Origin of the sequence: Bacillus sp. FSL K6-2944 (assembly GCF_038005385.1) — a bacterium.
GTDB classification, from domain to species: Bacteria; Bacillota; Bacilli; order Bacillales; family Bacillaceae_G; genus Bacillus_A; species Bacillus_A cereus.
In genome coordinates this window covers 720,824-745,700 of the sequence record NZ_JBBOTE010000002.1, presented here as the reverse complement: position 1 = coordinate 745,700, position 24,877 = coordinate 720,824, and the positions used below count along the sequence as shown (strand labels likewise).

Genomic DNA, 24,877 nt, shown 5'->3' with positions numbered 1-24,877 from the left:
ATTAATATGCCCCCCAAGCTACCTATCCTCCCCAAAGAGGAAATTTTAATTTTTGATAGGGGGGCTTCCAAAATAACTCGGAAAAACTTTTTTCGGTTTATCTTCATTTTCTTCGATTGTATGACAAACTGGACAAAGTAATCTGAGGTTATCCTCTTCTAATTTAAGAGTTGGATCTTTTTTGATTGGTATTACGTGGTGAACATGAGCACTTCGACCAAAGACGAACCTTCCACATCGTTGACAGCAACCATTCTCTCTTTCGTAAACTTGAGACCTGACAAGCTTCCATGCATCCGTACGATAGAATGGTTTGTTCTCATGATGGTAGATGTTCTTCTTATCCTTCTTCTTCCTCGGCTTGTTACGCTTATGTTCTTCGCAGTAACGCCCTTTGCTTATCTTGTTATGGCAGCCATTGAAGTCACAATATTTCATTCAGTATCATTCGTTAATTGCTCAACGACATAGTTACGAATTGTTTCTTCTTTCTTTAACTTGCCTGGTACATCGATGCCATTATCTTTAGCAAAGGATAGTAACTGTTCAGCATTCATATCATTCAAGTTAATTTCAGTATTGGCATCAATTACTTCCACACCAATTACTTTATTATCAGCATGCTTAATGATCATACTCTCTGGATTAACAGTTACTTCGAATCCTTGTTCTTCACCAGTTGGTACAAATAGACTTCGTTTTTCTTTGTTATCCCAATACTCTATACCCGATATTGTTTTTCTATTTTCAATAATCATTTACTTGCACTCTCCTTTTCAAAGATATAATCTTTTGTCACCCACCATGAAATTGATACTGTCCTGTGAAGTATCTCTTGCCAACTTATTCAAATCTCCACTATGCAACGTTAAAGGCATCTCTACAACACCTATATAATTTTTGTATAATAAAAGAGCAACCGTGCACCAGTTACCCTTTCGTCAATTTCTTATGTTATTACTATAATCGATATTTTCAAGAGTTTCGATTCACTTTAGGAGTGAATCTAAATGATACCTTCGCGCTCTACGAATTTAATCAAACGAACTATTTCAGCATGTTTCTTTTTAATATGGCTAGAGCTATAACTAATTTCTTCAGCTATTTGTTCCAACGTCATACCATCCACATATTTCATTTTAAGTATTTTATTATCCAACCCGCTAAACCTACTAATTAATTTTTTCAGTTTGTACATATCATTCATCTTATGTGCTAACTCATATTCAATTGCTTCAATACGTTCTTCTACCTTTGCACCTTCCGATTCAGCAGTTAAACGGACGTCTTGTAAATCACCATGAATCCAGCGTTTTAATTCTGTTTTTGTTTTATCTAGATTATATTCTAAATAGGCAATCTCCTCTTCTAACCTTTGATATTCTTTCAGCCAATTGAACAATGACGATACACCTACTCTCGTTCCTGTTATTTCTACCTCACCACATCTACACTTTTATAATTTTGTAATTCTATACACACATCGGTTTCATGTTTACTTTAGCCCTCTTTTTTTAAGGTGATGATACAAACTGTTCCGACTACACCCTAATTGCTGACAGATTGCTTGATAAGTAAGTCCTTTTTCACGAACATGACAGCTTGTTTACATCGTTCATCCCATCTTTTATGAGCATTTTCTTGTATTTGTTTTCTGCTTGTTGACTGCCATAATCCCATTTTTTTGAGTTGCTTCTGCAACGTGTTCACTTCACAGTTTACTTCTATAGCAATTACATACATCGGTAGTTCTCTTTGTAACATTTCTAAAATTTTCGGCATCAATTCTTCCCAATTTTTCCGTTTCGGATTTTCTCTGACTTGTCCTACACAAGGAGCTAATTTTTTCCTAATCTATACAATTCTTCTCCGACCTTACAATTCTTCAAACAATACTTCGGAGACTGATTTGCCCGATATTCACACGTTGCGCAATGCTTGTCTTGCAAATCTAATATATACATTCTTATTTCTTTTGCATTCATGGTGTGGACTCCTCAAATTTCTCTATTTTTCATGATGGCAAGGTAGGTTACAGATAATCCCTTCAAAAACACACCTTGCATTCTCAAAACTCATTATACATACTTAACATCCATTTACAGATACTTTACCCTTCTAGATACCTATGGTATTCAGAAAGAATTCAACCCCCGATTTCCTAGGTTTCTGTCAGTCTTTTTTCTTCAAAACATACTTTTGTTTCACTTTATACTCGTATACATGATGTACCTAGCCTGCTATATGCTTTCATGTTTTCCTTCCTGCATAAAATTCTAATTTCTGCTCATACTATCCATAAGCTGGTGAATAGCTGAATCTATTGAAAACTGAGACCTGATTTAACGAAATTTCTCTTATCAACTGGGCAGTTAGCATTTGCTAGCTGCTTTGTTGTATATATTTTTATACTTTGGATATACTATTCATACGCCAATTTTTTGAATTTGCGATTCACCTAATTTCCTCTCAGGGCTCTTATATAAGAGTCCTCTTTTTTATCTCCTAAAAAGCCCCCAATTTAAAGTAATGTTTCGCTTGATAATAAAAATGATGATAAATCCAATTCCCACTGAATTTCTTATCCAAATACACGATTTCAAAACCGTATTTTGCTTTAAATGTATTTAGCCTTCCCAGTAACGCTAGTGGATTGTATTTGGAATGATACTTCCCTTGCAACATCTTCTCATATCCATGTAGGTCCTCCACAATTAAGGTGAAGGGAATCTCTTTTGATCGAATTAATTCATTCTCAAATGCTGTTTGCGTATTTTTTTGTAAATTTCCTGTGATTTCATCCATATGGGCTTTCCGTTCTACTCGGCTATCTAAATAGATATCACGAAATATGCCCAGCTCTTCATTTTTCGGTATCATACAGCCGTAATCGCCAGTATCTAATTTTTGATTTTTTATCGATATTCCCTTTTGATGTAAATAATCTCGAATATGAGTATTATCTTTCTCTCTCGTATCCATCACGATGGTGAGTGTTTTAAGAATGTTATTTATTTCCGTATCGGTATAACGATAACTGATCATGCTCCTACTCCTTTCTTCGCATGCATAACTGCACGTTCATATATCTTCCTTGCCATCGCATTCGATTCATCATTTTCAAATGGTCGATAATCTTCATACACGTCTGTCCATCCATTCTTCGCAAGCACAATCGTCCAGTCATAGAACATTTGTAATGAATCTGTATCAGCAAGCAACCAATCATGTAACTTTCGGGTATGTTTCCAACCAGAAAATTCATAAAAAATCTTCAAGATTGTAATCTTTTCGTTGTTTGCATCCTTCCAGGACTTAAACCAAGTATCAATACCATTGAAATTTTTCTCCGCAGCTTGCATTACTTCCACAGGAATTAAGTTCTGTCGTTTTATTCCGATTCGTCCATCACTTGGATCAAGATAGATATTTGCACCCGATTTCCAAATTAAACTTATAATTTCTAATACTTGCATGGAAGTAATCTCACTCCCCACCTAGCTGATTTACCTTTTGATTTATGCAATACTCCAATTCGATTTTTAGTAAATCTATAAGTAAATCCATTCCTACCAATAGGTTTCAAATTATGAGCTTTGCAATATATTAAATAACGCTTATATAAGTTTTCTAATAGCTCAAAACTCTTACTATCTCGTTCAATATTTTCCTCAATAAATTTTTCAAACATTTTCATTCATCCATTCTTGTTATCAAAAGTTATTTTAAAGTGTTACTGAAAAACACCTAAAATAAGCGATGTGTTACTTTTTGAAATCAACACGAGCCTTACAGCCCCAAGGGATTCGAGAATTTTGTTACCCATGTTACCGTATGAGACCTTTAGCGCTCCTAATAAAGAATATATATATATTTATTTTTTGTTTATGGTTGTACTTAGTAACAAAAGTAACAAAAAGAGTATAAAAAGCACCTTGAACCATTGGTACATAAGGGTTTTAAGAGATTTTAAATGTGTTACTTTTAGTAACACTTTCGCTATTTTCATCGTTTTTCAGTAACTCTGACTGCTTAAAAGTATTTTTTCGGTCTGCTAAAGTAACACCTTTGATGTAATACTTATTTCGGTTGCCACGTTCTCTCTTGAAACCTTGCGTTTCTAAAATTCGATAAAACGCCCTGTTTTTCAATTGATGCTCACCATTTCTGAAACACCAATTAGCGTAAACTTCGTACAATTCTTTTGCTTCAATCTGATAATCTTCTCTTTTGAAACAACATTCGAACATGAACGTACCAAGAATATCCATTTCCTCTTTATAATCACCTGTTGCTTTCCTAACAATCGCTGGATCGCTTAATCCTGACTGCTGCCACTTCAGACAACCTTCAATCGCCCAGTTCAGAATACCCGGCATTTCCAAGCTAAGTTTCTCTGGCAATTTCTTATCACGTTTTTCTTTAGGTAGCTGTAGATTGAATGGAATCAAACGAATACGTCTCCAAATCCCTTCATCCACACCTTTTATAACCGGCTTATGATTTGTAGTGAAGAAAACTTTAAATTCAGGTATGAACTCGAAAAACTCTTGTCTTAAGAACCTTGCTAATACAGGCTCACCACCTGTTATTTGCTTGACAAAGGTCTCTGAGAGTTGCTCCCCATCTTCACTTTCGATGGCGGATACAAACCGGGCCCCAGCCAACCTAGCAATATCATTATTCGCTCCTGTTTCTTTCTTCTTGATAAAAGTATCGGACTTCGCTTGTCTTCCATAATCACCCATAAGGTCCTTAATGATATTGATAAAAGTTGATTTTCCGTTGGAACCTCCACCGATTAAGAAGACCATGATTTGCTCTGTAATTTCTCCAGTAAGAGAATAACCAATTAGTCGTTGCATATAATCCGTCAACTCTTGATTTCCTTGGAAAATTTGTTCTAAAAACTTCTGCCACTCTGGGCATTTTGCTTGCTCATCAAATGTAACATTGGTGATTTTTGATAGATATACCTCCCGATTATGTGGACGAAGCTGACCCGTCTGTAAGTCTACCATTCCATTTGCAACATTGAATAAATATTTATGGCTATCAAAATCTTCACGCGCTCCTGGGACCAATGGCATAAGATCTTTGATACTATTCATTCTTACATTTCTACGCTCACACATACGTGCCCATTTTATTTCTGATTCATCTTCTGATTTAGAAAGACTACGGAGAACTTTTGCTGTAATTCTTTCAATTTCTTTCTTCGTATCCACTCTCCATCGTTTTCCATCCCATATATACCAACCGATATCATGAACGAATTTAATTACGTGGCCGTATTCATAAGCAATACGTTCCGCATTTCCAAGTTCCGTTAGTTTAAATTTCCTTTTTGGTTTGTCTTCCACAACTTCAGCTACATCTTCACTTATAAAATCAAATGAAAATTCATCGAATGGTTGCTTATAATCTAGAATTGTGGAAGAAGTAGATGAAATAGCCGTTGCTATCGTTCTTTCCCCATATGTTTCGTTTGTATCTCTGAAATGGATAACGTCCCATTTATCACGTATTAAGCTCGTCTCACGAAACATGGAATCCATTCGTGTTGCTGATTTCCCTGTCCAAAATGCTAAATGGTTACATAGAGAAAGGTCACTTGCCGAATGATCTTTATTAATTAGGCTTCCATTGTATAATGAGCGAATTTCATCGCCATTTTTACTACGGAACATTTTCTCCCATAAAGCATCATTTGAAATTTTGATTTCATCTTTTTCAAATTCTGCTAAATTCACGCGACCTTGTATGTCACTATCATCGAAATACTGTTCAAACACTTCTGCTAATTCATCCGTACGATCATACACATCATTAGAATTTTCTCGATTTCCAGTGAATGTGAAGAATCGTCCGTATGAGTAAATTTCTAAACCATGCTTGGTATTCTTCCTTCCAGTACCTAAAACAGATTGTGGAAGGTTCCCTTTGATAATGATGTGGATACCTTTTCCTGATGGTGAAAACTCTGTATAACTGTCTACTGTATCGATAATTTCTGTTGCAAAAGTATTTGTTTTTCCGGCCACAACACACTTATCAATGTCTATTCCTATATAGTTATCCTGCCTGCTGAACACGAACCCTATTCCGTCATAATCGCCTTCTAAATAAAACTTGACCGCTGTTGCAAATGTCGACCATGTACGCCTATTATTTGCTTGCGCCATTTCGCCGTTGGCTTGATACGGTATCTTCGTCGGTTTTCCATTTCTCTCTTCTTTGCGCCAAAGCACCCACTGCGGTAAGTTTTTCAGCTCTGTTGGTATCTCATTAAAATTGTATGGATTCTTTTTCATTACAACCTCCGGTTAGCCTTTTAAGATATAAAAAAGAGAAGTCGGTACAAACCAACCTCTCTATGTAGTTATTTAAAACGGTAACATATCATCACCGACTGTTACTGCTGGACCACTTGTTATCGGATTTACGTCCGACACATCATAATATTTTGCCTTGGCTACCGTACGTTTTTGTTTTTGACCATCCACAATCTTATCGTACTCTTCATGTTTTACTGTGATTTGTAGATTCTTATTGAGAAGTTGTTTCCCCATATCTTCAGCAGATACGAAAGCATGATGATTTCCAAAACCACATGCTTTTAATAAAGAATTGACGATTCTAACCGAAACCTCATGTTCGAACGTAAACATGTTATACAGCACTTTTGCTCCTTGATGATGTTGTGTTACATCACTTCGAATTTCAAAATCTATTGATAATTTCTCTTTACCAGCTTGTGTTTTGCCAGCTTCCGCATTTACAATTACCGCTTCATATTTACCTTCAGCAACTAATTCAAAACCTGTATTTACGTTTGTTTCATCAAATTTAAAGAAACTCATTATTTATTTCCCCCTGTTTATTAGTTTGCGGATGACATGATTAATTCTTCTTGTATACAGCCTTTCCGCACATCAAGATGGTTCTTAGCAAAAACACTTTGATTACCTTCTAAAACAAATCCTCTTGTACCATCTGTCTTTTTAACCAATTGACCAACCACATGAACAATTCCCATAATATGATTGACGATTTTATCCCGAATATCTGGAATGAATTGTGTATATTGCTGCCCATCATCATGAATGATATTTCTTGTTGTTTCCCAAGCTGTAAAAATAACATTTGCATCTAATGAGTTAAACGTTTCTACTACCTTTAAAAGATGGTTATCTAGTAAAGCGTAATCCTTTAATTCCGGCATACCACTTTTCGTATTTTCACCTTTTTTAAGTAACCATAACTTTTGGTAATGTGTTAAATTATCAACAAAGATGTTATCGTATTTAGCGATATTTACTTTTGCTAATGCATAAAATTGTAGGATGCTATCATGTGGATTTTCACCATCAATTTTAGCTACATCTACATTTTCATAGCCTTCTAAAACTTGGCTTGTCCCATCAATATCCAAGACTAATGTTTTACCTGGTAACAATCCAGCAACCGTTGTTTTACCGTTACCTGGCTTTGAATAGATAATGATTTTTGCTTTTTTACTTTTGGTAATGGCAGCACCGTTTGTAATTTCCAATTGATTCACTCCTTCGCCATGCTTTTCAAAACAAAAATAGAAGCTTCCAAATCAAAAATTTTACTTTCCGTGTTCCAAATATTTTGTTCCACAATCGGTTTCTTTTCTATTAGCCTTTCTAACTCTCTTTTATGTTCACTTAACCTTCGTTGTTCCACACTTAATGACTTTTCTAGTTCTTCAATTCCACCATTCAAAACGGCAGCACCTCTTTTTGTTTACTCATTTCATTTGCTTCTATCAACGCCTGCAATCCATATTCATAGGCAATCACCATACAAATGGATTCCGAATCATCACAAAATTTGTATCGATCAATTAGACGCCTTAAAATGGATATCTCACTTTCAATCTTTTGTTGTAAGTTCATTTCATTCACCTGCTATCTTTTGGGTAGAATGTACAACAACGTATTCCTTAACGCATTCTGTTGAATTGTGTATACAATCACCTTCAAAATCCAAGTACTCTTCACCGCAGTAGATTTCCTTATTGCAACTCGCACAATGCCCCATAACATTCGTTATCGCTGAATCATTTGGATTTCCTATAATCATTGGATTTTCAATTATGATCGTTCACTCCTTTACATGCATTCATTTCATGCTATAATGACCTCAACATGTGTTTTTATTAGGCCGTCAGCCCCAACTGGCGGTTTCTCCTTTTATACAGCTCGAAAACATTCAACATTCTGTTCTGCAATTAAGTAATTCGTTAGATTCCCTTCAAGTACAGCATCCTGGCCAAACATAAAATACTTATCATCTTGCTTAATTCCACAGCCATAGAAATCTTCAATTGGATGATCAGGTTCTTTAGTGGACTCCTTTCCACCAATGTCTTTCACAAATATTGCATCGATATTACTCAAACTAATGTGGAATGGTACTGTCGGAGTTGCACCTTCATATTCAATTCCTGATAAAAATCCAAAACTATTTTTAAATGTTTTAAATTGCTCTACTGTAAAACTTGTTTTAACTCCTGATTTAAAAACTAGTGTTATCTCCTTCAATTAATTCACCTCCCTTCGATTTGAAACCTTACGGTTCATTTCCCTTAGCTGACACTTTGCTTCTAATTCAGTAATAAGTAATAACGCTGGATTATTTCTCATTTCTGCACATCTTTTTACAACATCCGATGCTTTCATTAATTTACTTGCGAATAACACCCTATTCATATTTGCCCCTTCTCTCATTTCCATTCATTATTTCTTGCTAAATTCCTGATTCTTTCTTACAATTCATCATAAAATTTGGTCAGAAACTCTTTCATTTCTTGTGCTTTAAATAACCATCGATTATTCTTTTGTTTCGCAAATCCTTGCACCCGTAAGTCATAGACCACATACTCCATTAACCAGTCATAACTTCTACTCGTTTCATATTGAAGTCTTTTCATATCCCACCAAGTACCGACTCCCATATCTACTAATCGTTCATTGACTTGACGAACAACTTCTTTTTGCAAGTAGTTATCATCTATGATGATTTGTACTGTCGCTGTCATTAGGACACCTTCTCACTTTCTAAAATCCCTTTAATTTTTTCTTTCACTTTTTTTCCTTCACGCTTTCCTAGAAGAATATCTGATAAGTATGGACCTGATATATTTAGCATTTTCGCTAGTTCTCCTTGCTTCATATCATTAACGAAAAGCCAAACTTTCACTCTTTTTCCAAATGTTTTATCCATAAAGAAAACTCCTTTTAAAATTTATAAGCTAAATTTTTAGCTTTTTATTGACTTTTACTAACTTATTGAATAAAATAAGGTCATAGCTAAATAAATCTAAACTTGTAGCACTTAAACGTTGTGGAACTTGATTTCCCTTCTTTTCTTTGTAGTGTTGCAACGGCTAAATAAGTAGCTCATGTACAAAGTATATTATCAAATAAGTTAGTTGTCAACAATCAAAACTAACTTATTGATAAACTAACTCTGTGCTAGTTGAAAGGGTTGATCTAGTGGGAATTACAGAAATCATAAAACAACTTTGTCAAAAGAAAGATATCTCTGTATCTAAATTAGAAGAAGATTTAGGATTTGGTCAAAACACCATTTACCAATGGAAAAAAAGAACGCCTTCCGTTGAACGTGTGCAAAAAGTGGCTGACTACTTCAAAGTTTCGATAGATTACTTACTGGGTAGAACAAAAAAACAATATTGGGAGCTTACCGAAAAAGATGAAAAAGATATTCAAAAGAAATTAGAAGAACTAATAGAAGACATGAGTAACGCTGACGCCCTCGCTTTCTCTAAAGAGTCCGAACCAATGTCAGAGGAAACGAAACAATTATTACTCCTCTCGTTAGAAAATTCTCTTAGATTAGGGAAACAAATGGCTAAAAAGAAATTTACACCTAAAAAATATAGAAACGAAGAGTGATTGGAGTGGATCTGGTTGGTTTCAAAACAGCAAATCAATTTAAAAATAGATGAACTACTTAGACGATATAACACCAGAGATCCATTTCTTATTGCTGAAGCAAAGGGCATAGTTGTTATCACTGAAGCATTAGGGGATATTTATGGATACTACCATAAAGTATCTCGTATCCCTTTTATACATATTAACGAAAGACTTTCATACCCAAATCAAGTCTTCACCTGTTTTCATGAATTGGGGCATGCTATATTTCATCCAGACGAAAATACACCTAAATTATCCAAGTTGTCTCTTTGTTCTGAAATTCGTATAGAAGCTGAAGCAAACTATTTTGCAACAAGATTTCTTATCGATGGAAGTCATCATGATTACTACATACAAACAAAGCAAGAATTATTACAGTTTTATGGAATACCTAAACAAATGGATAGATTCATTTAAAATCCACAATATATTTTCAAGCAAAAACAAAAAAACATTCTTATAAAATATAGAATGGAGTGATTAAAGTGGCTAGTTTTAGAAAACGTAACGATACATGGGAATATAGAGTTAGGTATAAAGAAATGGGAAAATATAAAGAAACCTCCAAAGGGGGATTTAAAACAAAGAAAGAGGCACAATTAGCAGCTGCCAAAATTGAAGAGAAAATAGCTAATGGTATAAACATGCAAAGCAGTAACATGACGTTTTATGATTATATGTATGAATGGCTAGAAACATATAAAAAGGGGAATGTTTCCCCTGGAACATATAGGATTTATGAAAAAAACATAAGAATATATATTTTGCCAGCCTTCGGCGATATGAAGCTAAAAGATTTAACAAGAATTCGCTACCAAGGATTTATTAATAAACTTCTAGAACATCTTACAAAAAAAACTGTTAAAACTATTCATGCTACCATACACCAAGCGTTAGACATTGCTGTGAACGAGCTTGAAATTATTAGTAAAAATCCTTCTACTAAAGCAAAAATAAAAGAACGTCATGTATTAAACAAGAAACATATAGTAAAATGTTATGACATAGATGAACTAGACTCATTTTTAAATTATATTTTGATTCAAAAGGAAAGTTACAAATATTACTCTCTATTTATGTTCTTATCAAGGACTGGTTTACGAATTGGAGAATGCCTGGCTTTACAATGGACAGATATTGACTTTAATACAAAAAGTCTTCATATAACCAAAACTTTGCTCTCTACTACAAGGACTGATTCAATAATTTTTGGTCCTCCGAAAAATAAAAATAGCGTTAGGATCATTTCCATAGATACTTCTACATTAAGCATATTAAAAAAAATAAAAATAGAGCAGACCAAAAACATATTAAAGCATGGCAAATATTATAAAAACTATAATTTCATCTTTACCCATGAAGATAACTCTTGTATGCTACACACAGGAACATTAAAATTTTTACAAAGGGTTTGTAAAGAAAGTGAACACAAATATATTACCCTACATGGATTTAGGCATACCCATGCTGTACATTTATTACAAAGTGGTGCTAATCTTAAATATGTTTCTGAGCGTTTAGGACATTCTACAATTGACATGACAGCAAATGTTTATTTACATGTGACAAAATCTATGGAAGAGACATCTGTAAACCAATACAATGATTTTTTGAAATCACGTGGGCAAATTGTGGGGAAGCATTAATTGTATGGCATCGAAACCGCTTGCCTCAAGCCATTAGATAGCAAGATACATAAAATACCTGTTTTCCCATACATTAACTCTTTACCGAGAAACATATTTTCAGCTACTGTTAAATTCGGCAATATGTTTAGTTCTTGATGTATAAATGCGATGCCGTACTCTTCAGCTTCTTTCGCATTTTTAAAGGTGCGCTCTTGCCCATCAATCTTGATTGTCCCACCATCTTTTTTGTATACACCTGTTAAAATCTTCATGAGCGTTGATTTACCCGCTCCATTTTCCCCCATCAATGCATGGACTTCTCCTGTTTCAATCATAAACTGTGCATTCTTCAAAACAGGATTGCCATTGAACGCCTTTGAAATGTTTTTCATTTCAATATGCATTCCCATCACTTCCCTTTATTAAAAAATCACGCCTGCATGTAAAATTACATTTGCATAAGGCGTAGCCTCGCCTGTACGAATAATTGCCTTCGCTTTCTTTGTATGCTCTTTAAATTGTTCATGAGATACATACTCAAATGCTGGCTCTATTAATTTCTGTTCGATCTCTTTATTTACTTCCGCATTATTTATAATGACTTCTTCTGCTAACGTCACTTTTTCGATTGCCATATCATCAGCTACAACTTGTAACACCTCTAAAAAACTCGGTTTTCCAATCTCAACAGCTAAATCAATTCGTTTTACTCCGTCAGGAATTGGTAAACCGCAATCAGCAATTACAACCGTATCTGTATGCCCAAGTGAAGCAAGGACTGCCGCGATTTCACTGTTTAATACACCATGCTTTTTCATCCAACAATCACCTGCACTTCACGTACTCGATCTCTCGTTGGCATACCGCCCTGTGCCCCAAGTTTCGTTACAGAAAGACCACCGGCAATATTCGCGAAACGAATTGCTTTTTGAAGTGTCTCTCCTTCAGAAAGTGCAACTGCTAACGCACCATTAAATGTATCACCAGCTCCAGTTGTATCCACTACATCAACAGCAATGCTAGGAACATGTACAATCTCTGTTCCATTATGGAAACGAACACCGTTAGAACCTTCTGTCATCAATAATTTATTTGGATACTTCGCCAATAAATCTTCAATTGGTGATGTAAAATCATCTAATACGATGCGGCACTCATGTTCATTTGGCGTAATATAAGTTGCTTTTTCTAAAATTTCTTCTGATAAAACTTGTGCTGGCGCTGGATTCAACATAACAGGAATATTATGTTCCTCACAAATAGCCAATACATATTTTACTGTTTCAAGTGGAATTTCTAGTTGAAGAACAACCATATCCGCTTTTACAAGAAGGTCTTTGGAGCGATCTACAACTGACTTATTTACAAGAGCATTTGCCCCTTGTACGACAACAATACTGTTATCTTCTTCTGCTAAAACGATATGAGCAATTCCTGTCGTTCTATCTGTAACCGGTACCACATAATCGATAAAAATGCGTTCGTTCTCTAAATTTTTTCTAACTACTGTTCCATAATCATCATTTCCTACCGCTCCAACCATTGCTACATTTGCTCCTAACCTAGCTGCAGCAACTGCTTGGTTTGCCCCTTTCCCTCCTGGGATTGTATGAAACGCTTCACCAATTACTGTTTCTCCTGCTTTCGGCCGTTTTTTTGAAACAGCCACTAAGTCCATTGAAATGCTTCCTACTACTGCAATATTTGGCATCTGTTTCATCTCCTTACCTCGTTGTATTTCGTTCTATAATTTCAATTGGCAAACGATAGTGTTTCTCTTCTAATGTATTTCCTTCCATTTGCTCTAACAACAACTCTGTTGCAATTTTCCCCATTTCATATATCGGTTGTGCAACTGTTGTAATAGATGGATACATCATTTCCGTTAAAGAAATGCCATCAAATCCGATAATTTGTAAATCATCTGGAATGGCAATCCCCTTTTGAAGTGCAGCCTTTACAATACCAATCGCAATTAAATCATTCCCAGCAACAATACCATCAATATGCGGGTATTCTTCTAATAATTCCATCGCTACACGCTCACTATTTGCTGGCTCAAACGTACTCTCCGCAATCATATACGAAAGATTATTTTGCGTAATAACGTCTACAAAACCTTCAAAACGTTCATTTGCAGTACTCACATCACGTGGTCCGCGAATATGTGCAATATGTTTACATCCTTTATCTAGTAACAACTTTGTCGCAGCCTGACTTCCTGCATAGTTATCTGCATATACAGTAGGAATACGCTCATTAAACATACGGTCAATCGCAACAACCGGAACAGATAAATTCATGTAATTAACACTATTTTGTGGATTCGTTGCTACAATAAATCCATCTACATTATTTTGTCTAAGTACATCAATGTATTGTTTCTCTTTTTCTAAACTTTCATCAGAGTTACAAAGAACAACTGTGTAACCTTGTTTATATGCTACATCTTCTACGGCACGTGCAACTTCTGGAAAGAACGGATTCACGATATTCGGAACAACTAAGCCAATTAAACGAGACTTTTTATTATACAGTGAACGCGCTACTGTACTAGGCTTATAATCTAACATCTCTATTGCACGCTCTACCTTTTTTAATGTATCTTCATGAACATATCCATTTTTATTTAGAACTCTGGAAACGGTCGCAACAGATACTCCCGCTAATTTCGCAACGTCTTTAATCGTACTCATTCTCTTTTCTCCTCATTTCATGTAACCGTTTACAGAAAATAATATAACGTATTTCTAAAAATACGTCAATCATTTCTCACTAAAAAGCTTTTAAGGTTATACTCAAAAAAGCACCGCCATAAGGCGATGCTTCTTCATTACGAGTATGATACAGTTTTTTCTTTTTCTTCAACAGCAGGCTCTTCAGCATCTTTTTTACGATCTGATAGTTTAATTTTTTGTAAGAAAATCGTAAAGATGGCACCTACTACGATAAATACTAATCCTGTTAAGAATACAGTATGAAGCGAGTCTACTAAAGAGTTTTTCAAAATAGGTACAATGCTGTTAGCAAACGCTTCTGGCATTTGTTTTAATGCCTCTGGGCTAAATAGCATCGAATATAAACCTTGTGGATCTGTGTGAATCATATCTTTAAATTTCGTTACCATTTGTCCCGCTTCTTTCGGGAATGTATCTAATACAGGTACTAATTTATTTGTTAACGTTGTACCTGAAGTGTTATTCATAATTGATCCTAAAATTGTAATACCAAATGTTCCACCAATTTGACGGAAGAACTGACTTGATGACGTTACGACACCAAGGTCTTTTTTCGGGAAGCTTTCTTGTAACGCTAATGTTAATGTCGGCATTACAAGACCCATTCCTAAACCGATAACCATCATATAAGAAGTAGCTGTAAGCTTCGTTGTGTGCATATCCATCGTTGTTAATAACCAAAAACCACCGGCCATAATAAGCATACCTGCGATAATTTGTGGTTTTACACCAACTTTTAATACAAGTTGCCCACCGATAATACTCATTACAATCATTGTAATCATCATTGGAGTCATAATTGTTCCTGATTCAGCAGCACTTACTCCTACAATACCTTGCATGAAGAATGGTACGAACATAATCGCGCCGAACATTCCAATACTCATAAAGAATCCAATCGCATTCAGTATTGTAAATGTGCGATTTTCAAAGAAATGCATTGGTAAAATCGGCTCTTCAGCTTTCGTTTCAACAATAACAAAGCTAACGATACCAATTACAGCTAGTGCGAATAAACCGATAATTTGCCAAGAATCCCATGCATAATCTTTTCCGCCAAACGTTAGCGCAAGTAATAAACTTACAACACCTAGAATCATCGTAAAGATTCCAGCGATATCAATTTTAATTGGTCCTGTTTGTTTATGTGATTTTAATCCCATTGCAATAAAGATTGTTGCTAAAATACCAACCGGTAAGTTAATGTAGAATACCCATCTCCAGTTCACTGCATCTACAATCCAACCACCAACTTGCGGTCCAATTACAGAAGCAAGACCGTATAACGCACCAAAAATACCTTGCCATTTCGCACGTTCTTTTCCCGTGAACATATCTCCAATAATAATCATAGCCATTGGCATCATAATACCGCCACCAAGACCTTGAATACCACGGAAAATAATTAATTCTGTCATACCATTCGCCATACCACATAACGCCGAACCAATCATGAAAATAACTAGCCCTGTTATATATACGTTACGACGACCAAGTAAATCCGCTAATTTACCTGCAATTGGTACAACTGTCGTTGATGTTAACATATAAGCTGTCGTTAACCATGTCATTAAACTTAATCCGCCTAGGTCACCGACGATACGTGGCATTGCTGTACCAACAATTGTTCCATCTAATGCAGCAAATAGCATCGCGATTACTAAACCGATTAACAACAACTTTCTATTTTGATTTTCTTGTTGCTCCATGTAATCTCCTCAATTCCTCTTAGTTATTCTCTTTTTTCTCTTGTGTCCCGCAAATAATGGTTTCTAACTTCTCAAAGAGACGTAATAAATCTTCTCTTTCTTGCAACTCTAAATGTGAAAAGTATTTTGCAATATGCTCGTTGCGAGCTGTCATTGCCTCTTCTACTCTAGCTTTCCCCTTTTTCGTTAACTCGATGATGACAACACGACGGTCATCTTTGTCGTGATAGCGTTCTACAAGTTCTTGATCGATTAGACGATCAATCATCACTGTAATCGCGCTAGGCTTCACATACATCTTTTTTGCTAATGTTGTCGCTCTTGAAGCCCCATAATGATCTAAAATCTTTAAAATATAAAACTGCGGTGGTGTAAGTCCTGTTGCTTGCATTTGTTCTAATAACTCCGTCTGCATTTTCTTTCCAATCGAAAAGGCAAGAGCTTGAATTTTATCGATATGCGTCATATCATTTGGCATGTTATCCACCTCTTATTTAAACAATAAAATATTTAACGTATTTAAATATTAATCCCGCGAACAAAATCCGTCAATACTTTTATTCATAAAAACGTTTACATTTTTGTCACAAAGTTGTATAATTTTCGACGAAGTTAATATTGACAGTCACGGAGAAACGGAGTACACGGCTATGAATCATAAAAAAGGAAACTTTTTTATATTTCATGGCCTTTTTATATTCTCTGTCTTAAAACGCTTCGAATTAATTAGGGGAGGATTTTCATTTTATGTTTTTCACACAATTATTTAAACCTGCGCCCCACGCGGAACGCTTACCAGCTGATCGCGTTGATAGCGAATACCGTAAATTACGTTTACAAGTATTCTTAGGTATCTTCATCGGTTATGCAGGCTACTACTTTGTTCGAAAAAACTTTTCACTAGCAATGCCATACTTAATCGAGCAAGGCTTTAGTAAAGGGGAACTTGGGGTTATCCTTTCAGCAGTTTCTATTGCTTACGGATTAAGTAAATTTCTTATGGGTATCGTATCCGATCGTTGTAATCCTCGCTACTTTTTAGCAGCTGGGCTATTTTTATCAGGTATCATTAATATTATTTTCGGCTCATTTTCTTTCATTACAACGAGCATTATACTTATGTTTGTACTTCAGTTTTTAAATGGATGGGTACAAGGTATGGGATGGCCTCCTTGTGGTCGTACGATGGTTCACTGGTTCTCTATTAGCGAACGTGGTACAAAAATGTCTATTTGGAACGTCGCTCATAATGTTGGCGGAGCGCTTATGCCTTCCCTTGTAACATTAGGCTTATACTTCTTCGCAGATGACTGGAAAAGTATTTTTTACTTCCCAGGTATTCTTTCAATTTTAGTTGGTATTTATGTATTAATTACGATGAAAGATACACCTCAATCTTGTGGACTACCTTCTATTGAAGAACATACTGGGGAATATCCACCAGATGAAAAAGTAAAAGATCGCGAACGCGAACTTTCAGTAAAGGAAATTTTATTTAAATACGTATTAAACAATAAGTTTTTATGGTACATCGCTATTGCGAACGTTTTCGTATATTTCGTACGTTACGGCGTTGTAGACTGGGCTCCTACTTATTTAGTAGAAGAAAAAAGCTTTACTCATAGTAGCTCACGTACTGCTTACGCTCTATATGAATGGGCTGGTATTCCAGGTACACTTCTTTGCGGATGGATGAGTGATAAACTATTTAAAGGACGTCGTGCACCTGCTGGTATTCTATTTATGGTTGGTGTATTTATCGCAGTTCTTGTTTACTGGTTAAACCCTCCTGGTAATCCAATGGTTGATAGTATCGCACTTGTCGCAATTGGATTTTTAATTTACGGACCGGTTATGTTAATTGGTCTACACGCTCTAGATTTAGCACCAAAGAAAGCTGCTGGAACTGCAGCAGGCTTAACTGGATTCTTCGGTTACTTAGGCGGAGCAGCTTTCGCTAGTGCAGCTATGGGCTTTATCGTAGATGCATTCGGATGGGATGGCGGATTCATCTTATTACTTGCATCTTGCGTACTTGCAATGTTCTTCCTTGCTCTTACTTTAAATACAGGGTCAGTAAAATCAAAACAAGCTTAAATAATATATAACAAGCATAAAAATAGCTCTTAGCATTTACATACATGCTAAGAGCTATTTTTTATTTTCATTGCTGTTCCTACTAATGATAACAACCCATTCCTTCCCTACTATAAGATTAAAAGATTTGATGAAACACCTTTATTAAAACGGCTAACGTAACAGATGCAGCAAATCCCCCTAAACAAATAAGACTGACACCTTGGCTATATGACAAATTTTGAAATGATTTCATTACTTCCATCCTCCCTATCTCCCCTTTGATACTTTTATTTTACCAATGGGAAAAATTTCATAACATCGATTTCTCTAACAACTAACTTACAAATTTGTAAGTTAACATCTTTTCAACTTATATATCTAGTATTTTCACAAATAAGAGTCATTTATACATAAAAAAAGACCTCAGTTATACTAAGGTCTTCGTTACATTCTATTTCATTTTACAATCATCACTGGACATTTCACACGCTTTGCTATTTTATGACTTACACTTCCCAGCACCATTTCTTGCAGTGTATTGAGCCCTCTACTTCCAGCAATGACAAGATCTATATCTCCTGTATTCACATATTGAACAATTGTATCTCCAGGATCACCATGTAATATCGTAATTGTATAAGAAATGTTCTCTTTCTTTAATAAACCTTCAATCTCTTTTAATTTATCTTTTCGACTAGCTGATATTGTTTCTAAATCTGTTTGACCTTGTATAATATCTGATTTTGCCGTTCTATTATCTACTACGTACACAACTTCAACATTTGTTTCTTCGCTACATTTTGCAATATATGTTGCATGTTCCGCTGCTCGAAGTGCATGTTCAGAACCGTCACATGCTAATATAATTTGTTTGTACATATGCTGAATCCCCTTTTCGTTATCCTACTCGTATTATATAATAAAGCCCCCTAAAAAGGAGGCTTTTAACTAGCAATTCTTTTATTATAAGTAGCTAAATTTGCAACAAGTTTTGAGCTACGTTCATTTAATCCTGTTATACTTACTTTCACGCCACTTTGTTCATATTTCATAATAACTTTATCAATTGATGCCACTGCCGAATCATCCCATACGTGCGCATGAGTAAAGTTCATTTCGATTTCTTTTATATCTTCATCCAATGAAAAAGCATTTATAAAATCTGCTGTAGATGCAAAGAAGAGTTGACCGTGAATTTCGTATATTTTCTTATTTTCAATATATAAATGTTTCACGTGAATCTTTGCCATATTGAATGCAAATAAAACCGCACTAATTACTGTTCCGATAATTACACCTAATCCCAAATTATGAGTGATAAGAACGACCACGACTGTTACGATCATGACGAATGCGTTCCCTTTTGGCACTTTATGAATCGTTGCTACAGAGTTCCAATCAAACGTTCCGATTGAAACCATAATCATAACTGCAACTAAAGCTGCCATCGGAATATGAACGACATAATCTCCTAAAACGAATAGTAATACGATTAAAAATCCGCCCGCTACAAATGTTGATAGGCGACCTCGTCCACCTGATTTAATATTAATAACAGATTGACCGATCATTGCACAACCTGCCATTCCTCCGAAGAAACCAGCAACAATGTTTGCGATCCCTTGTCCACGTGCCTCTTTATGCTTATTACTTTCCGTATGCGTCATATCATCTAAAACTGAAGCTGTTAATAATGATTCTAGTAAACCGATAATTGCAAGCATAACTGCATAAGGTAAAATAATCCCTAATGTCTCAAGTGTAAAAGGCACGTCAGGAATACTAAAGAACGGTAATTCTTTCGGCAGGCTTCCCATATCTCCTACTGTTTTCAACTGTAATCCGCTCATAAGTGCAATACTCGTCACAATAATAATTGAAATAAGCGTAGAAGGTACAGCCGTTGTAATACGTGGAAATAAATATATAATTGCAAGTCCTAATACAACGAGTGCATACATTTGCCAAGTTGCATTTTTAAAATGTGGCAATTGCGCTGTAAAAACTAAAATTCCAAGTGAATTTAAAAAACCACTCATAACAGATTTCGGAACAAACTTCATAAATGAGCTCAGTTTGAACACGCCAAAAATAATCTGGACAATACCTGTTAATATTGTTGTAGCAAATAAATATTGCAAACCATGATCTTTAACAAGCGTTACCATTAATAATGCCATTGCACCTGTTGCAGCTGAAATCATTCCAGTTCTTCCGCCAACAAATGAAATGGTAACTGCAATACAAAAGGCTGCGTATAGTCCAACTGTCGGATCCACGCCTGCAATAACAGAGAAGGCTATCGCTTCAGGGATTAACGCTAAAGCAACGACAATTCCTGATAACACGTCCCCTTTCACATTAGAAAACCAGTCATTTTTTATCGTTTGAAACAAAATATCACTCCTCTACTCCTTTATAATTTGATTTTCTCCATAAGAAAATCTAGCCGACTGCACGAAAGCTATTATATAACGAGTAGAAGATTTTTTGCTATGTAAAAGTTTCCTAAAAATGATGTTACCTTCGTAGCTTCTTTTTTAGGAAACTTTAAATATACTATCACCTATTGTTGATTTAACGTACAATGATTTCGGATTCTACAGTATGTCAAATGAAGAAAACTTTGTTTGGATGGATGAAAAATGCACATGTAATTTAGTTCATTTAAAGTTCTATAGATATTTCCACTTCATATATGAGGTTTAGTTTGGATAGTTTAGGGTTAGAGGAGTTTATACTAATTTAATGAAAATAGGTAACTACTCAGCTTCTTCAAATAAAAAAACAGGCCAAATACATGTTTCCGATTCGAAAACATGAAAAGAAAATACTCCAATCAGAGAAAGAATCTATGCCAAATAGAGAAATTCTCTTATGAAGTCGTGTTATTCCAAGGAACCGTTCTAGTTTCTATGACTTGGTTTATCGCTTGTAAGACCGATTGTTTTTGTTTTTTCATGGTACTCATAAAGCTTCGTATCTGACAAAAAGATTCTGCGCCTTTCTTACTTCGGAAAGTCCCAGACACTTTCTGTTTTACTTTCGTCATCCGAATATCCCGTTCTGCTTGATTGTTATCAAATGGAATGGCTGGATGTTCTAAAAACGCTAGAATTCTGTCAGAATACTTGACGAAGCGATTCCATAAATTTTGAGAAGGCGTCTGCTTTCCTTTCTTCTTTTGTTTCGTGGAAAGAATCTGTTGTTCTTTCAATATGGATTGATACATAATAAACAGATTCTTTTGCGTCGCTTTTGGCATGGTACCTTCGGATTGCTTTTTCATCGTCAACGCTTGCGTTAGAAATTTCTGCATCTGTTGTGCCCATTGTTCTCCAGTACTATCTATAATTCCTTGTAAATCTCGTAAGAGATGGGCATTACATAAAACGTGACGACAATCTGTATACGCATCATACGATTTCCAACCATCATGCATCGCAATTCCAGAAAAAGATGGCAAGATTTCTCCAGCATCCATTGCTTCTTTTCCACGTTTTTGATGAATATGTTGCAATGTCACCTCCGGTGTACTGGCAGTATGTAACCATTGTGTTTTGTTTTCTACACGCATACCAGTTTCATCAAAATGGACAACAGGAGACTGCAGAATCTTTTCCTTTACTTCTTTTATGAATGGCTGCAATTGAGAAGCGAAAGCCTGTGTATGATTTACCAGGGTTCCTTCGCTTATAGAATGTCCAAAACAATCCTGAAAGAATTCTTTTGTTCGCTTCAAAGAAATGCATTGATAATGCGTTAAATAGGGAATCAGTCTTTTTATATTTGGACCATATTGAACAGGACGAGATACTGTCGAAGGAAATTGGGCTTCTTGGATAGAATGGCAATGTGGGCATTCTTTCTGTTCTACTTTATGTTCTGTCACTTCGATCTGAATAGGTGGTAAGTCATACACTTGGCGAATGCGATACCCTTTTACAGGCTCGTGGTTCAAGGAAGTATGACAACAAGTACAATATGTAGGAGAATGTGTAATCGTATGATCTGGAGTCGCTGTCAAACCAAGAGTATGTCCCTTGTGGCCCAACTGGCCACCCGTTTGACGATGAGACGGTTTGCGCAAACTTTTTGTAACGGGCTTACCCAAACCATCTGTAGAAGGTGGCTTATGACTATTTTTGGAGTTTTTTTTTGAAGCATTTTCTAGTTCTTGTATACGTTTTTCTAACTTAGAAAATGTTTCTTCAAATAAAGAAATAACAGCTTCAGGTCCTTTTTTATATGTATCTAAAATAATTTTTCGATCGACCATAAGATTCACCTCCCCTGTTTGATATACTCAGTATTTACAAATGGGAGGCATATGAAACTAGTAAAATTTAAAAAAGACACCGAAAGGTGGCTGAGTAGTTACGAAAATAGTAAGAGCACTCTTTCGAGTGCTCATTTTATGCAGATACAGTTGCTTTATCCTTACGGAATATACCCATTAACCCACCGATTAATAGTAATACGCCTGGTAATAAGTAAATTATAGAAATACAAATAAATCCACCGATAGCAGCCACAGTCATCATAATACCGCCAACCTTCGCTTTACTTCTTACCATAACAGATCCAACAATTCCTAAGATTGATAGAGCCACAGCTCCCCAACCTAAACCAATAACAGTATTTGCTCCATCAGCTTCAAAAGCAGCTCCCATACCGCCGATCAATAAAGCAACAAATGCACAAATAATACCAAAAATACCTCCAATAAGACCTAATACAAATTCAGCTGTTCTTTTCATTTCAATCTCTCCTTATTTAGCAACTTCAAATTCAAATTTCACTGATTTCTCGTCAAATGTAAATGTAGGTTTAAATGTACCAACAAACTTATCGCCTTCTGGTACATCAAATAACATTTTGTTTGTAATTTGGTTACCTGGCGCAATATTTTCATTTATAAACGTATTTTCCCCACCAAAGTACTCTTTGAATTGGTTGCCGTTAGTATCAGCAATTTTTAATTCAGAAGTTCCAAAATATATATCTTTTTTGCCATTATTTTTAGCGTTAAAACCGATTTCTAGTACTTTCCCTTTTTCAGCTTTTACGTATTCGTTAGGCTCAACGAATTTAGCTGAACTGAAAGTAAGTTGTAGACCATTAACTTCTACAGTATCTCCAATTTTATAAATCTTGCTTTCAGCTTTTTCCTTTTTATCTTTCTTTTCAGCCTGTTTAGGAGCATCGTTTTTACTCACTTCTTTAACTTCAGTTTCACCACAAGCAGATAAACTAAAAGCAAGTGCACCTGTTAAAGCAATAGTACCCAATTTTTTATACATTCTTTTTCCTCCGATTATGTAAAATGTAAGATTTTCGAAACTATCATAACAGAAACAGTTACAACTTTTTTGTCATATTTTGTCGAGGAAAATAAAAAAAGACGCTATATCAGTAGCATCTTTTCTCATTTCATTAATGTCCACCGTGTCCTTGACCACTTTCCTGAACAATTTCTAACCTCTCATCTAGTATTCCTTGTGTTTCAAATGAAATATCACTCGTATTTCCTAATAAGAAACCGTGATTATATGGTCCAAGCGTTGGATCATCTTTAAACTTCGGCTGAATGCTTGCAAGGAAGTCATACACTGGTTGTGAAGCTTTACCTTCTTCTAATAATACAACAGGTGCGTGTTTACCCATATGTGAAAAAGGTGCCCCAGCAACTGCTAAATCTGGTGTTTTGCTTGAAACAAATGATAAACCGTGACCAGGTTTTGTGAATCCCCAGCCAAATTTTGTTTTTTCATCTTTAAACTTAGCGAACGCAATCGAGTTTTCTGTAGGGGTCTCTCCACTAATACGCGTTACTTTCCCGTATTTGCTTAGCTCTTTTTCTACTTCTTTTGAAACAATTTTTTCTGGCCCTAATACATATATATTTGCTTTATCTTTTCTCATTTTTAATGCCTCTATTGTCGCTTCTGGCACCTTATCTTTTTCTGTATATAAAAGCGGTTCTGGCATATGAGAAATCCAGTTTACAGCTGGTGTTGTATATAAACGTCCTTCTTCTTCAGACGAACCGATAATAACACTATTTGGGTAGCTTCCTGTTATATCGGCATACTCCTTATCAACATCCTTCGCAAATATAGCTGGATCTGTTTCTTTTATTTGTTTTACTTTATAACCTTTTAATTGCTCAAGCGCGCTAGTACCTACATCCCCCATCACCATAATTTGTGTTCCATCTTTCGTTCCGATTGGATTTAATCGTTTTATTTCTTTTAACGTCATTTCCGGTATCTTTTCTTTTTCTATAAATAAAATCGGCCCGTTATTCGGATGATGAATAAGGTCTGCACTCGCAATACCTAAGTGCCACTCGCTTGCTGGTACTAAAATAACAGCACCTGGCTGGTTCTCCTTATGAGTTGCTGGCCATATCGTTTGTGAAGTTAATACTGCCATTTGCAAAGGGTCGTTTGTGTTTAATCTCGTTACATTTTTTAAACTTGTCGTTAATAAATCATTAGATGCACCTTGGTTCATTTCTTTTGGCGCCGTTACCTCCTGATTCATTTTCATTTCCTTTTGCTCTGTTTTCTTCTCTTTTGTAGATTCATGGTTTTTATGGTCTGTATTCGTTTGTCCGCATGCAGCAAGACCAACTACTGTAATTATTGTTATCCCAAAAATTCGGGTCATTTTTTTCACTATACCGCCTCCGTATTAATCATTTTTGAGCCAATATGATTACCTAAAATGTAATTTCAACTCCA

34 protein-coding genes and 1 pseudogene are annotated in these 24,877 nt (G+C 35.5%); 4 read left to right on the top strand and 31 right to left on the bottom strand.

Annotated elements, in window-relative coordinates:
• Positions 1-45 precede the first annotated feature (45 nt).
• The 18 genes from MHH55_RS24845 to MHH55_RS24760 form a co-directional block, all read right to left on the bottom strand.
• A complete protein-coding gene (locus MHH55_RS24845; RefSeq protein ID WP_078188181.1) occupies positions 46-438 on the bottom strand; it encodes an HNH endonuclease in 393 nt (130 codons plus the stop codon).
• Positions 435-758, bottom strand: coding sequence for a hypothetical protein (locus MHH55_RS24840; protein ID WP_078188182.1), 324 nt, complete (start codon positions 756-758; stop codon positions 435-437). The genes MHH55_RS24845 and MHH55_RS24840 overlap by 4 nt, the downstream gene beginning before the upstream one ends.
• A 248-nt stretch (positions 759-1,006) precedes the next feature.
• A complete protein-coding gene (locus MHH55_RS24835; protein ID WP_078188183.1) occupies positions 1,007-1,402 on the bottom strand; it encodes a hypothetical protein in 396 nt (131 codons plus the stop codon).
• 93 nt (positions 1,403-1,495) lie between these two features.
• Positions 1,496-1,564 carry a hypothetical protein gene (locus MHH55_RS24830; protein WP_254849831.1) on the bottom strand — a complete coding sequence of 23 codons (69 nt, stop codon included), beginning with the start codon at positions 1,562-1,564 and terminating at the stop codon, positions 1,496-1,498.
• A complete protein-coding gene (locus MHH55_RS24825; RefSeq protein WP_340881542.1) occupies positions 1,549-1,782 on the bottom strand; it encodes a sigma-70 family RNA polymerase sigma factor in 234 nt (77 codons plus the stop codon). Before MHH55_RS24825 ends, MHH55_RS24830 begins: the two co-directional genes overlap by 16 nt.
• Positions 1,783-1,838: 56 nt before the next feature.
• The gene (locus tag MHH55_RS36480; RefSeq protein WP_367946722.1) at positions 1,839-1,964 is read right to left on the bottom strand and encodes a zinc-finger domain-containing protein; all 126 of its coding nucleotides are present in this window, start codon (positions 1,962-1,964) and stop codon (positions 1,839-1,841) included.
• A 541-nt stretch (positions 1,965-2,505) separates the two neighbouring features.
• Entirely contained in the window at positions 2,506-3,045 is a 540-nt protein-coding gene (locus tag MHH55_RS24820) for an ERCC4 domain-containing protein (protein WP_340828042.1), read from the bottom strand.
• A complete protein-coding gene (locus MHH55_RS24815) occupies positions 3,042-3,476 on the bottom strand; it encodes a hypothetical protein (protein WP_340828043.1) in 435 nt (144 codons plus the stop codon). The genes MHH55_RS24820 and MHH55_RS24815 overlap by 4 nt, the downstream gene beginning before the upstream one ends.
• Positions 3,464-3,691 carry a hypothetical protein gene (locus MHH55_RS24810; RefSeq protein WP_033692981.1) on the bottom strand — a complete coding sequence of 76 codons (228 nt, stop codon included), beginning with the start codon at positions 3,689-3,691 and terminating at the stop codon, positions 3,464-3,466. The genes MHH55_RS24815 and MHH55_RS24810 overlap by 13 nt, the downstream gene beginning before the upstream one ends.
• Before the next feature lie 268 nt (positions 3,692-3,959).
• Positions 3,960-6,314, bottom strand: coding sequence for a phage/plasmid primase, P4 family (locus MHH55_RS24805; protein ID WP_340881539.1), 2,355 nt, complete (start codon positions 6,312-6,314; stop codon positions 3,960-3,962).
• 72 nt (positions 6,315-6,386) lie between these two features.
• Entirely contained in the window at positions 6,387-6,863 is a 477-nt protein-coding gene (locus tag MHH55_RS24800) for a DUF669 domain-containing protein (protein ID WP_078188185.1), read from the bottom strand.
• Between the two features lie 20 nt (positions 6,864-6,883).
• Positions 6,884-7,555 carry an AAA family ATPase gene (locus MHH55_RS24795; protein ID WP_340828009.1) on the bottom strand — a complete coding sequence of 224 codons (672 nt, stop codon included), beginning with the start codon at positions 7,553-7,555 and terminating at the stop codon, positions 6,884-6,886.
• Positions 7,556-7,560: 5 nt separating this feature from the next.
• Positions 7,561-7,752 carry a hypothetical protein gene (locus tag MHH55_RS24790; RefSeq protein ID WP_023521063.1) on the bottom strand — a complete coding sequence of 64 codons (192 nt, stop codon included), beginning with the start codon at positions 7,750-7,752 and terminating at the stop codon, positions 7,561-7,563.
• On the bottom strand, positions 7,749-7,925 hold the full coding sequence (locus MHH55_RS24785; RefSeq protein WP_176116668.1) for a hypothetical protein: 177 nt from the start codon (positions 7,923-7,925) through the stop codon (positions 7,749-7,751). Before MHH55_RS24785 ends, MHH55_RS24790 begins: the two co-directional genes overlap by 4 nt.
• A 297-nt stretch (positions 7,926-8,222) precedes the next feature.
• Positions 8,223-8,573 (bottom strand): hypothetical protein, encoded by a 351-nt coding sequence (locus MHH55_RS24775; protein WP_006919349.1) that lies wholly within the window; start codon positions 8,571-8,573, stop codon positions 8,223-8,225.
• A complete protein-coding gene (locus tag MHH55_RS24770; protein WP_169509371.1) occupies positions 8,574-8,741 on the bottom strand; it encodes a hypothetical protein in 168 nt (55 codons plus the stop codon).
• Positions 8,742-8,797: 56 nt separating this feature from the next.
• Positions 8,798-9,070 carry a DUF771 domain-containing protein gene (locus tag MHH55_RS24765; protein ID WP_078187636.1) on the bottom strand — a complete coding sequence of 91 codons (273 nt, stop codon included), beginning with the start codon at positions 9,068-9,070 and terminating at the stop codon, positions 8,798-8,800.
• Positions 9,070-9,255, bottom strand: a complete 186-nt coding sequence (locus MHH55_RS24760; protein ID WP_078187635.1) for a transcriptional regulator — start codon at positions 9,253-9,255, stop codon at positions 9,070-9,072. Before MHH55_RS24760 ends, MHH55_RS24765 begins: the two co-directional genes overlap by 1 nt.
• Before the next feature lie 272 nt (positions 9,256-9,527).
• On the opposite strand from MHH55_RS24760, the gene MHH55_RS24755 reads away from it, so the two are divergent.
• The 3 genes from MHH55_RS24755 (at position 9,528) to MHH55_RS24745 (ending at position 11,620) form a co-directional block, all read left to right on the top strand.
• Positions 9,528-9,950 carry a helix-turn-helix domain-containing protein gene (locus tag MHH55_RS24755; RefSeq protein ID WP_078187634.1) on the top strand — a complete coding sequence of 141 codons (423 nt, stop codon included), beginning with the start codon at positions 9,528-9,530 and terminating at the stop codon, positions 9,948-9,950.
• A gap of 15 nt (positions 9,951-9,965) precedes the next feature.
• A complete protein-coding gene (locus MHH55_RS24750; RefSeq protein WP_078187633.1) occupies positions 9,966-10,391 on the top strand; it encodes an ImmA/IrrE family metallo-endopeptidase in 426 nt (141 codons plus the stop codon).
• A gap of 68 nt (positions 10,392-10,459) precedes the next feature.
• A complete protein-coding gene (locus MHH55_RS24745; protein ID WP_078187632.1) occupies positions 10,460-11,620 on the top strand; it encodes a site-specific integrase in 1,161 nt (386 codons plus the stop codon).
• Between the two features lie 20 nt (positions 11,621-11,640).
• Here the strand turns inward: MHH55_RS24745 and MHH55_RS24740 are convergent.
• The 6 genes and pseudogenes from MHH55_RS24740 to MHH55_RS24715 form a co-directional block, all read right to left on the bottom strand.
• Positions 11,641-12,006: pseudogene (locus MHH55_RS24740) on the bottom strand (ATP-binding cassette domain-containing protein); the annotation flags it as partial.
• A gap of 18 nt (positions 12,007-12,024) precedes the next feature.
• Positions 12,025-12,420: a D-ribose pyranase gene (gene rbsD / locus MHH55_RS24735; RefSeq protein ID WP_000716151.1), complete on the bottom strand. Its 396-nt coding sequence runs from the start codon at positions 12,418-12,420 to the stop codon at positions 12,025-12,027.
• The gene (gene rbsK / locus MHH55_RS24730; RefSeq protein WP_001132865.1) at positions 12,417-13,313 is read right to left on the bottom strand and encodes a ribokinase; all 897 of its coding nucleotides are present in this window, start codon (positions 13,311-13,313) and stop codon (positions 12,417-12,419) included. The genes rbsD and rbsK overlap by 4 nt, the downstream gene beginning before the upstream one ends.
• 13 nt (positions 13,314-13,326) lie before the next feature.
• Positions 13,327-14,298, bottom strand: a complete 972-nt coding sequence (gene rbsR / locus MHH55_RS24725) for a ribose operon transcriptional repressor RbsR (protein ID WP_078187630.1) — start codon at positions 14,296-14,298, stop codon at positions 13,327-13,329.
• A gap of 137 nt (positions 14,299-14,435) precedes the next feature.
• Positions 14,436-16,049 (bottom strand): MDR family MFS transporter, encoded by a 1,614-nt coding sequence (locus MHH55_RS24720; RefSeq protein ID WP_078187629.1) that lies wholly within the window; start codon positions 16,047-16,049, stop codon positions 14,436-14,438.
• Between the two features lie 19 nt (positions 16,050-16,068).
• Entirely contained in the window at positions 16,069-16,527 is a 459-nt protein-coding gene (locus MHH55_RS24715) for a MarR family winged helix-turn-helix transcriptional regulator (protein ID WP_001132365.1), read from the bottom strand.
• Positions 16,528-16,796: 269 nt separating this feature from the next.
• Between MHH55_RS24715 and glpT the strand changes: the two genes are divergently transcribed.
• Positions 16,797-18,146 (top strand): glycerol-3-phosphate transporter, encoded by a 1,350-nt coding sequence (glpT, locus tag MHH55_RS24710; RefSeq protein WP_000466385.1) that lies wholly within the window; start codon positions 16,797-16,799, stop codon positions 18,144-18,146.
• Between the two features lie 118 nt (positions 18,147-18,264).
• Here glpT and MHH55_RS24705 read toward each other — a convergent pair whose 3' ends face one another.
• The 7 genes from MHH55_RS24705 to MHH55_RS24675 form a co-directional block, all read right to left on the bottom strand.
• Positions 18,265-18,381, bottom strand: a complete 117-nt coding sequence (locus MHH55_RS24705; protein ID WP_000834733.1) for a DUF4027 family protein — start codon at positions 18,379-18,381, stop codon at positions 18,265-18,267.
• 203 nt (positions 18,382-18,584) lie between these two features.
• The gene (locus MHH55_RS24700) at positions 18,585-19,007 is read right to left on the bottom strand and encodes a universal stress protein (protein ID WP_000277999.1); all 423 of its coding nucleotides are present in this window, start codon (positions 19,005-19,007) and stop codon (positions 18,585-18,587) included.
• A 65-nt stretch (positions 19,008-19,072) separates the two neighbouring features.
• Complete coding sequence (locus MHH55_RS24695; protein ID WP_000487893.1) at positions 19,073-20,524, bottom strand: SulP family inorganic anion transporter; 1,452 nt, start codon at positions 20,522-20,524, stop codon at positions 19,073-19,075.
• A 479-nt stretch (positions 20,525-21,003) separates the two neighbouring features.
• The gene (tnpC, locus tag MHH55_RS24690; protein WP_100910632.1) at positions 21,004-22,407 is read right to left on the bottom strand and encodes an IS66 family transposase; all 1,404 of its coding nucleotides are present in this window, start codon (positions 22,405-22,407) and stop codon (positions 21,004-21,006) included.
• A 136-nt stretch (positions 22,408-22,543) separates the two neighbouring features.
• Positions 22,544-22,888, bottom strand: coding sequence for a DUF4064 domain-containing protein (locus tag MHH55_RS24685; protein ID WP_000831286.1), 345 nt, complete (start codon positions 22,886-22,888; stop codon positions 22,544-22,546).
• A gap of 12 nt (positions 22,889-22,900) precedes the next feature.
• Positions 22,901-23,431, bottom strand: a complete 531-nt coding sequence (locus MHH55_RS24680; protein WP_000277063.1) for a DUF4352 domain-containing protein — start codon at positions 23,429-23,431, stop codon at positions 22,901-22,903.
• A gap of 133 nt (positions 23,432-23,564) precedes the next feature.
• Entirely contained in the window at positions 23,565-24,812 is a 1,248-nt protein-coding gene (locus MHH55_RS24675; protein WP_075676526.1) for a cell wall-binding repeat-containing protein, read from the bottom strand.
• Positions 24,813-24,877 lie beyond the last annotated feature (65 nt).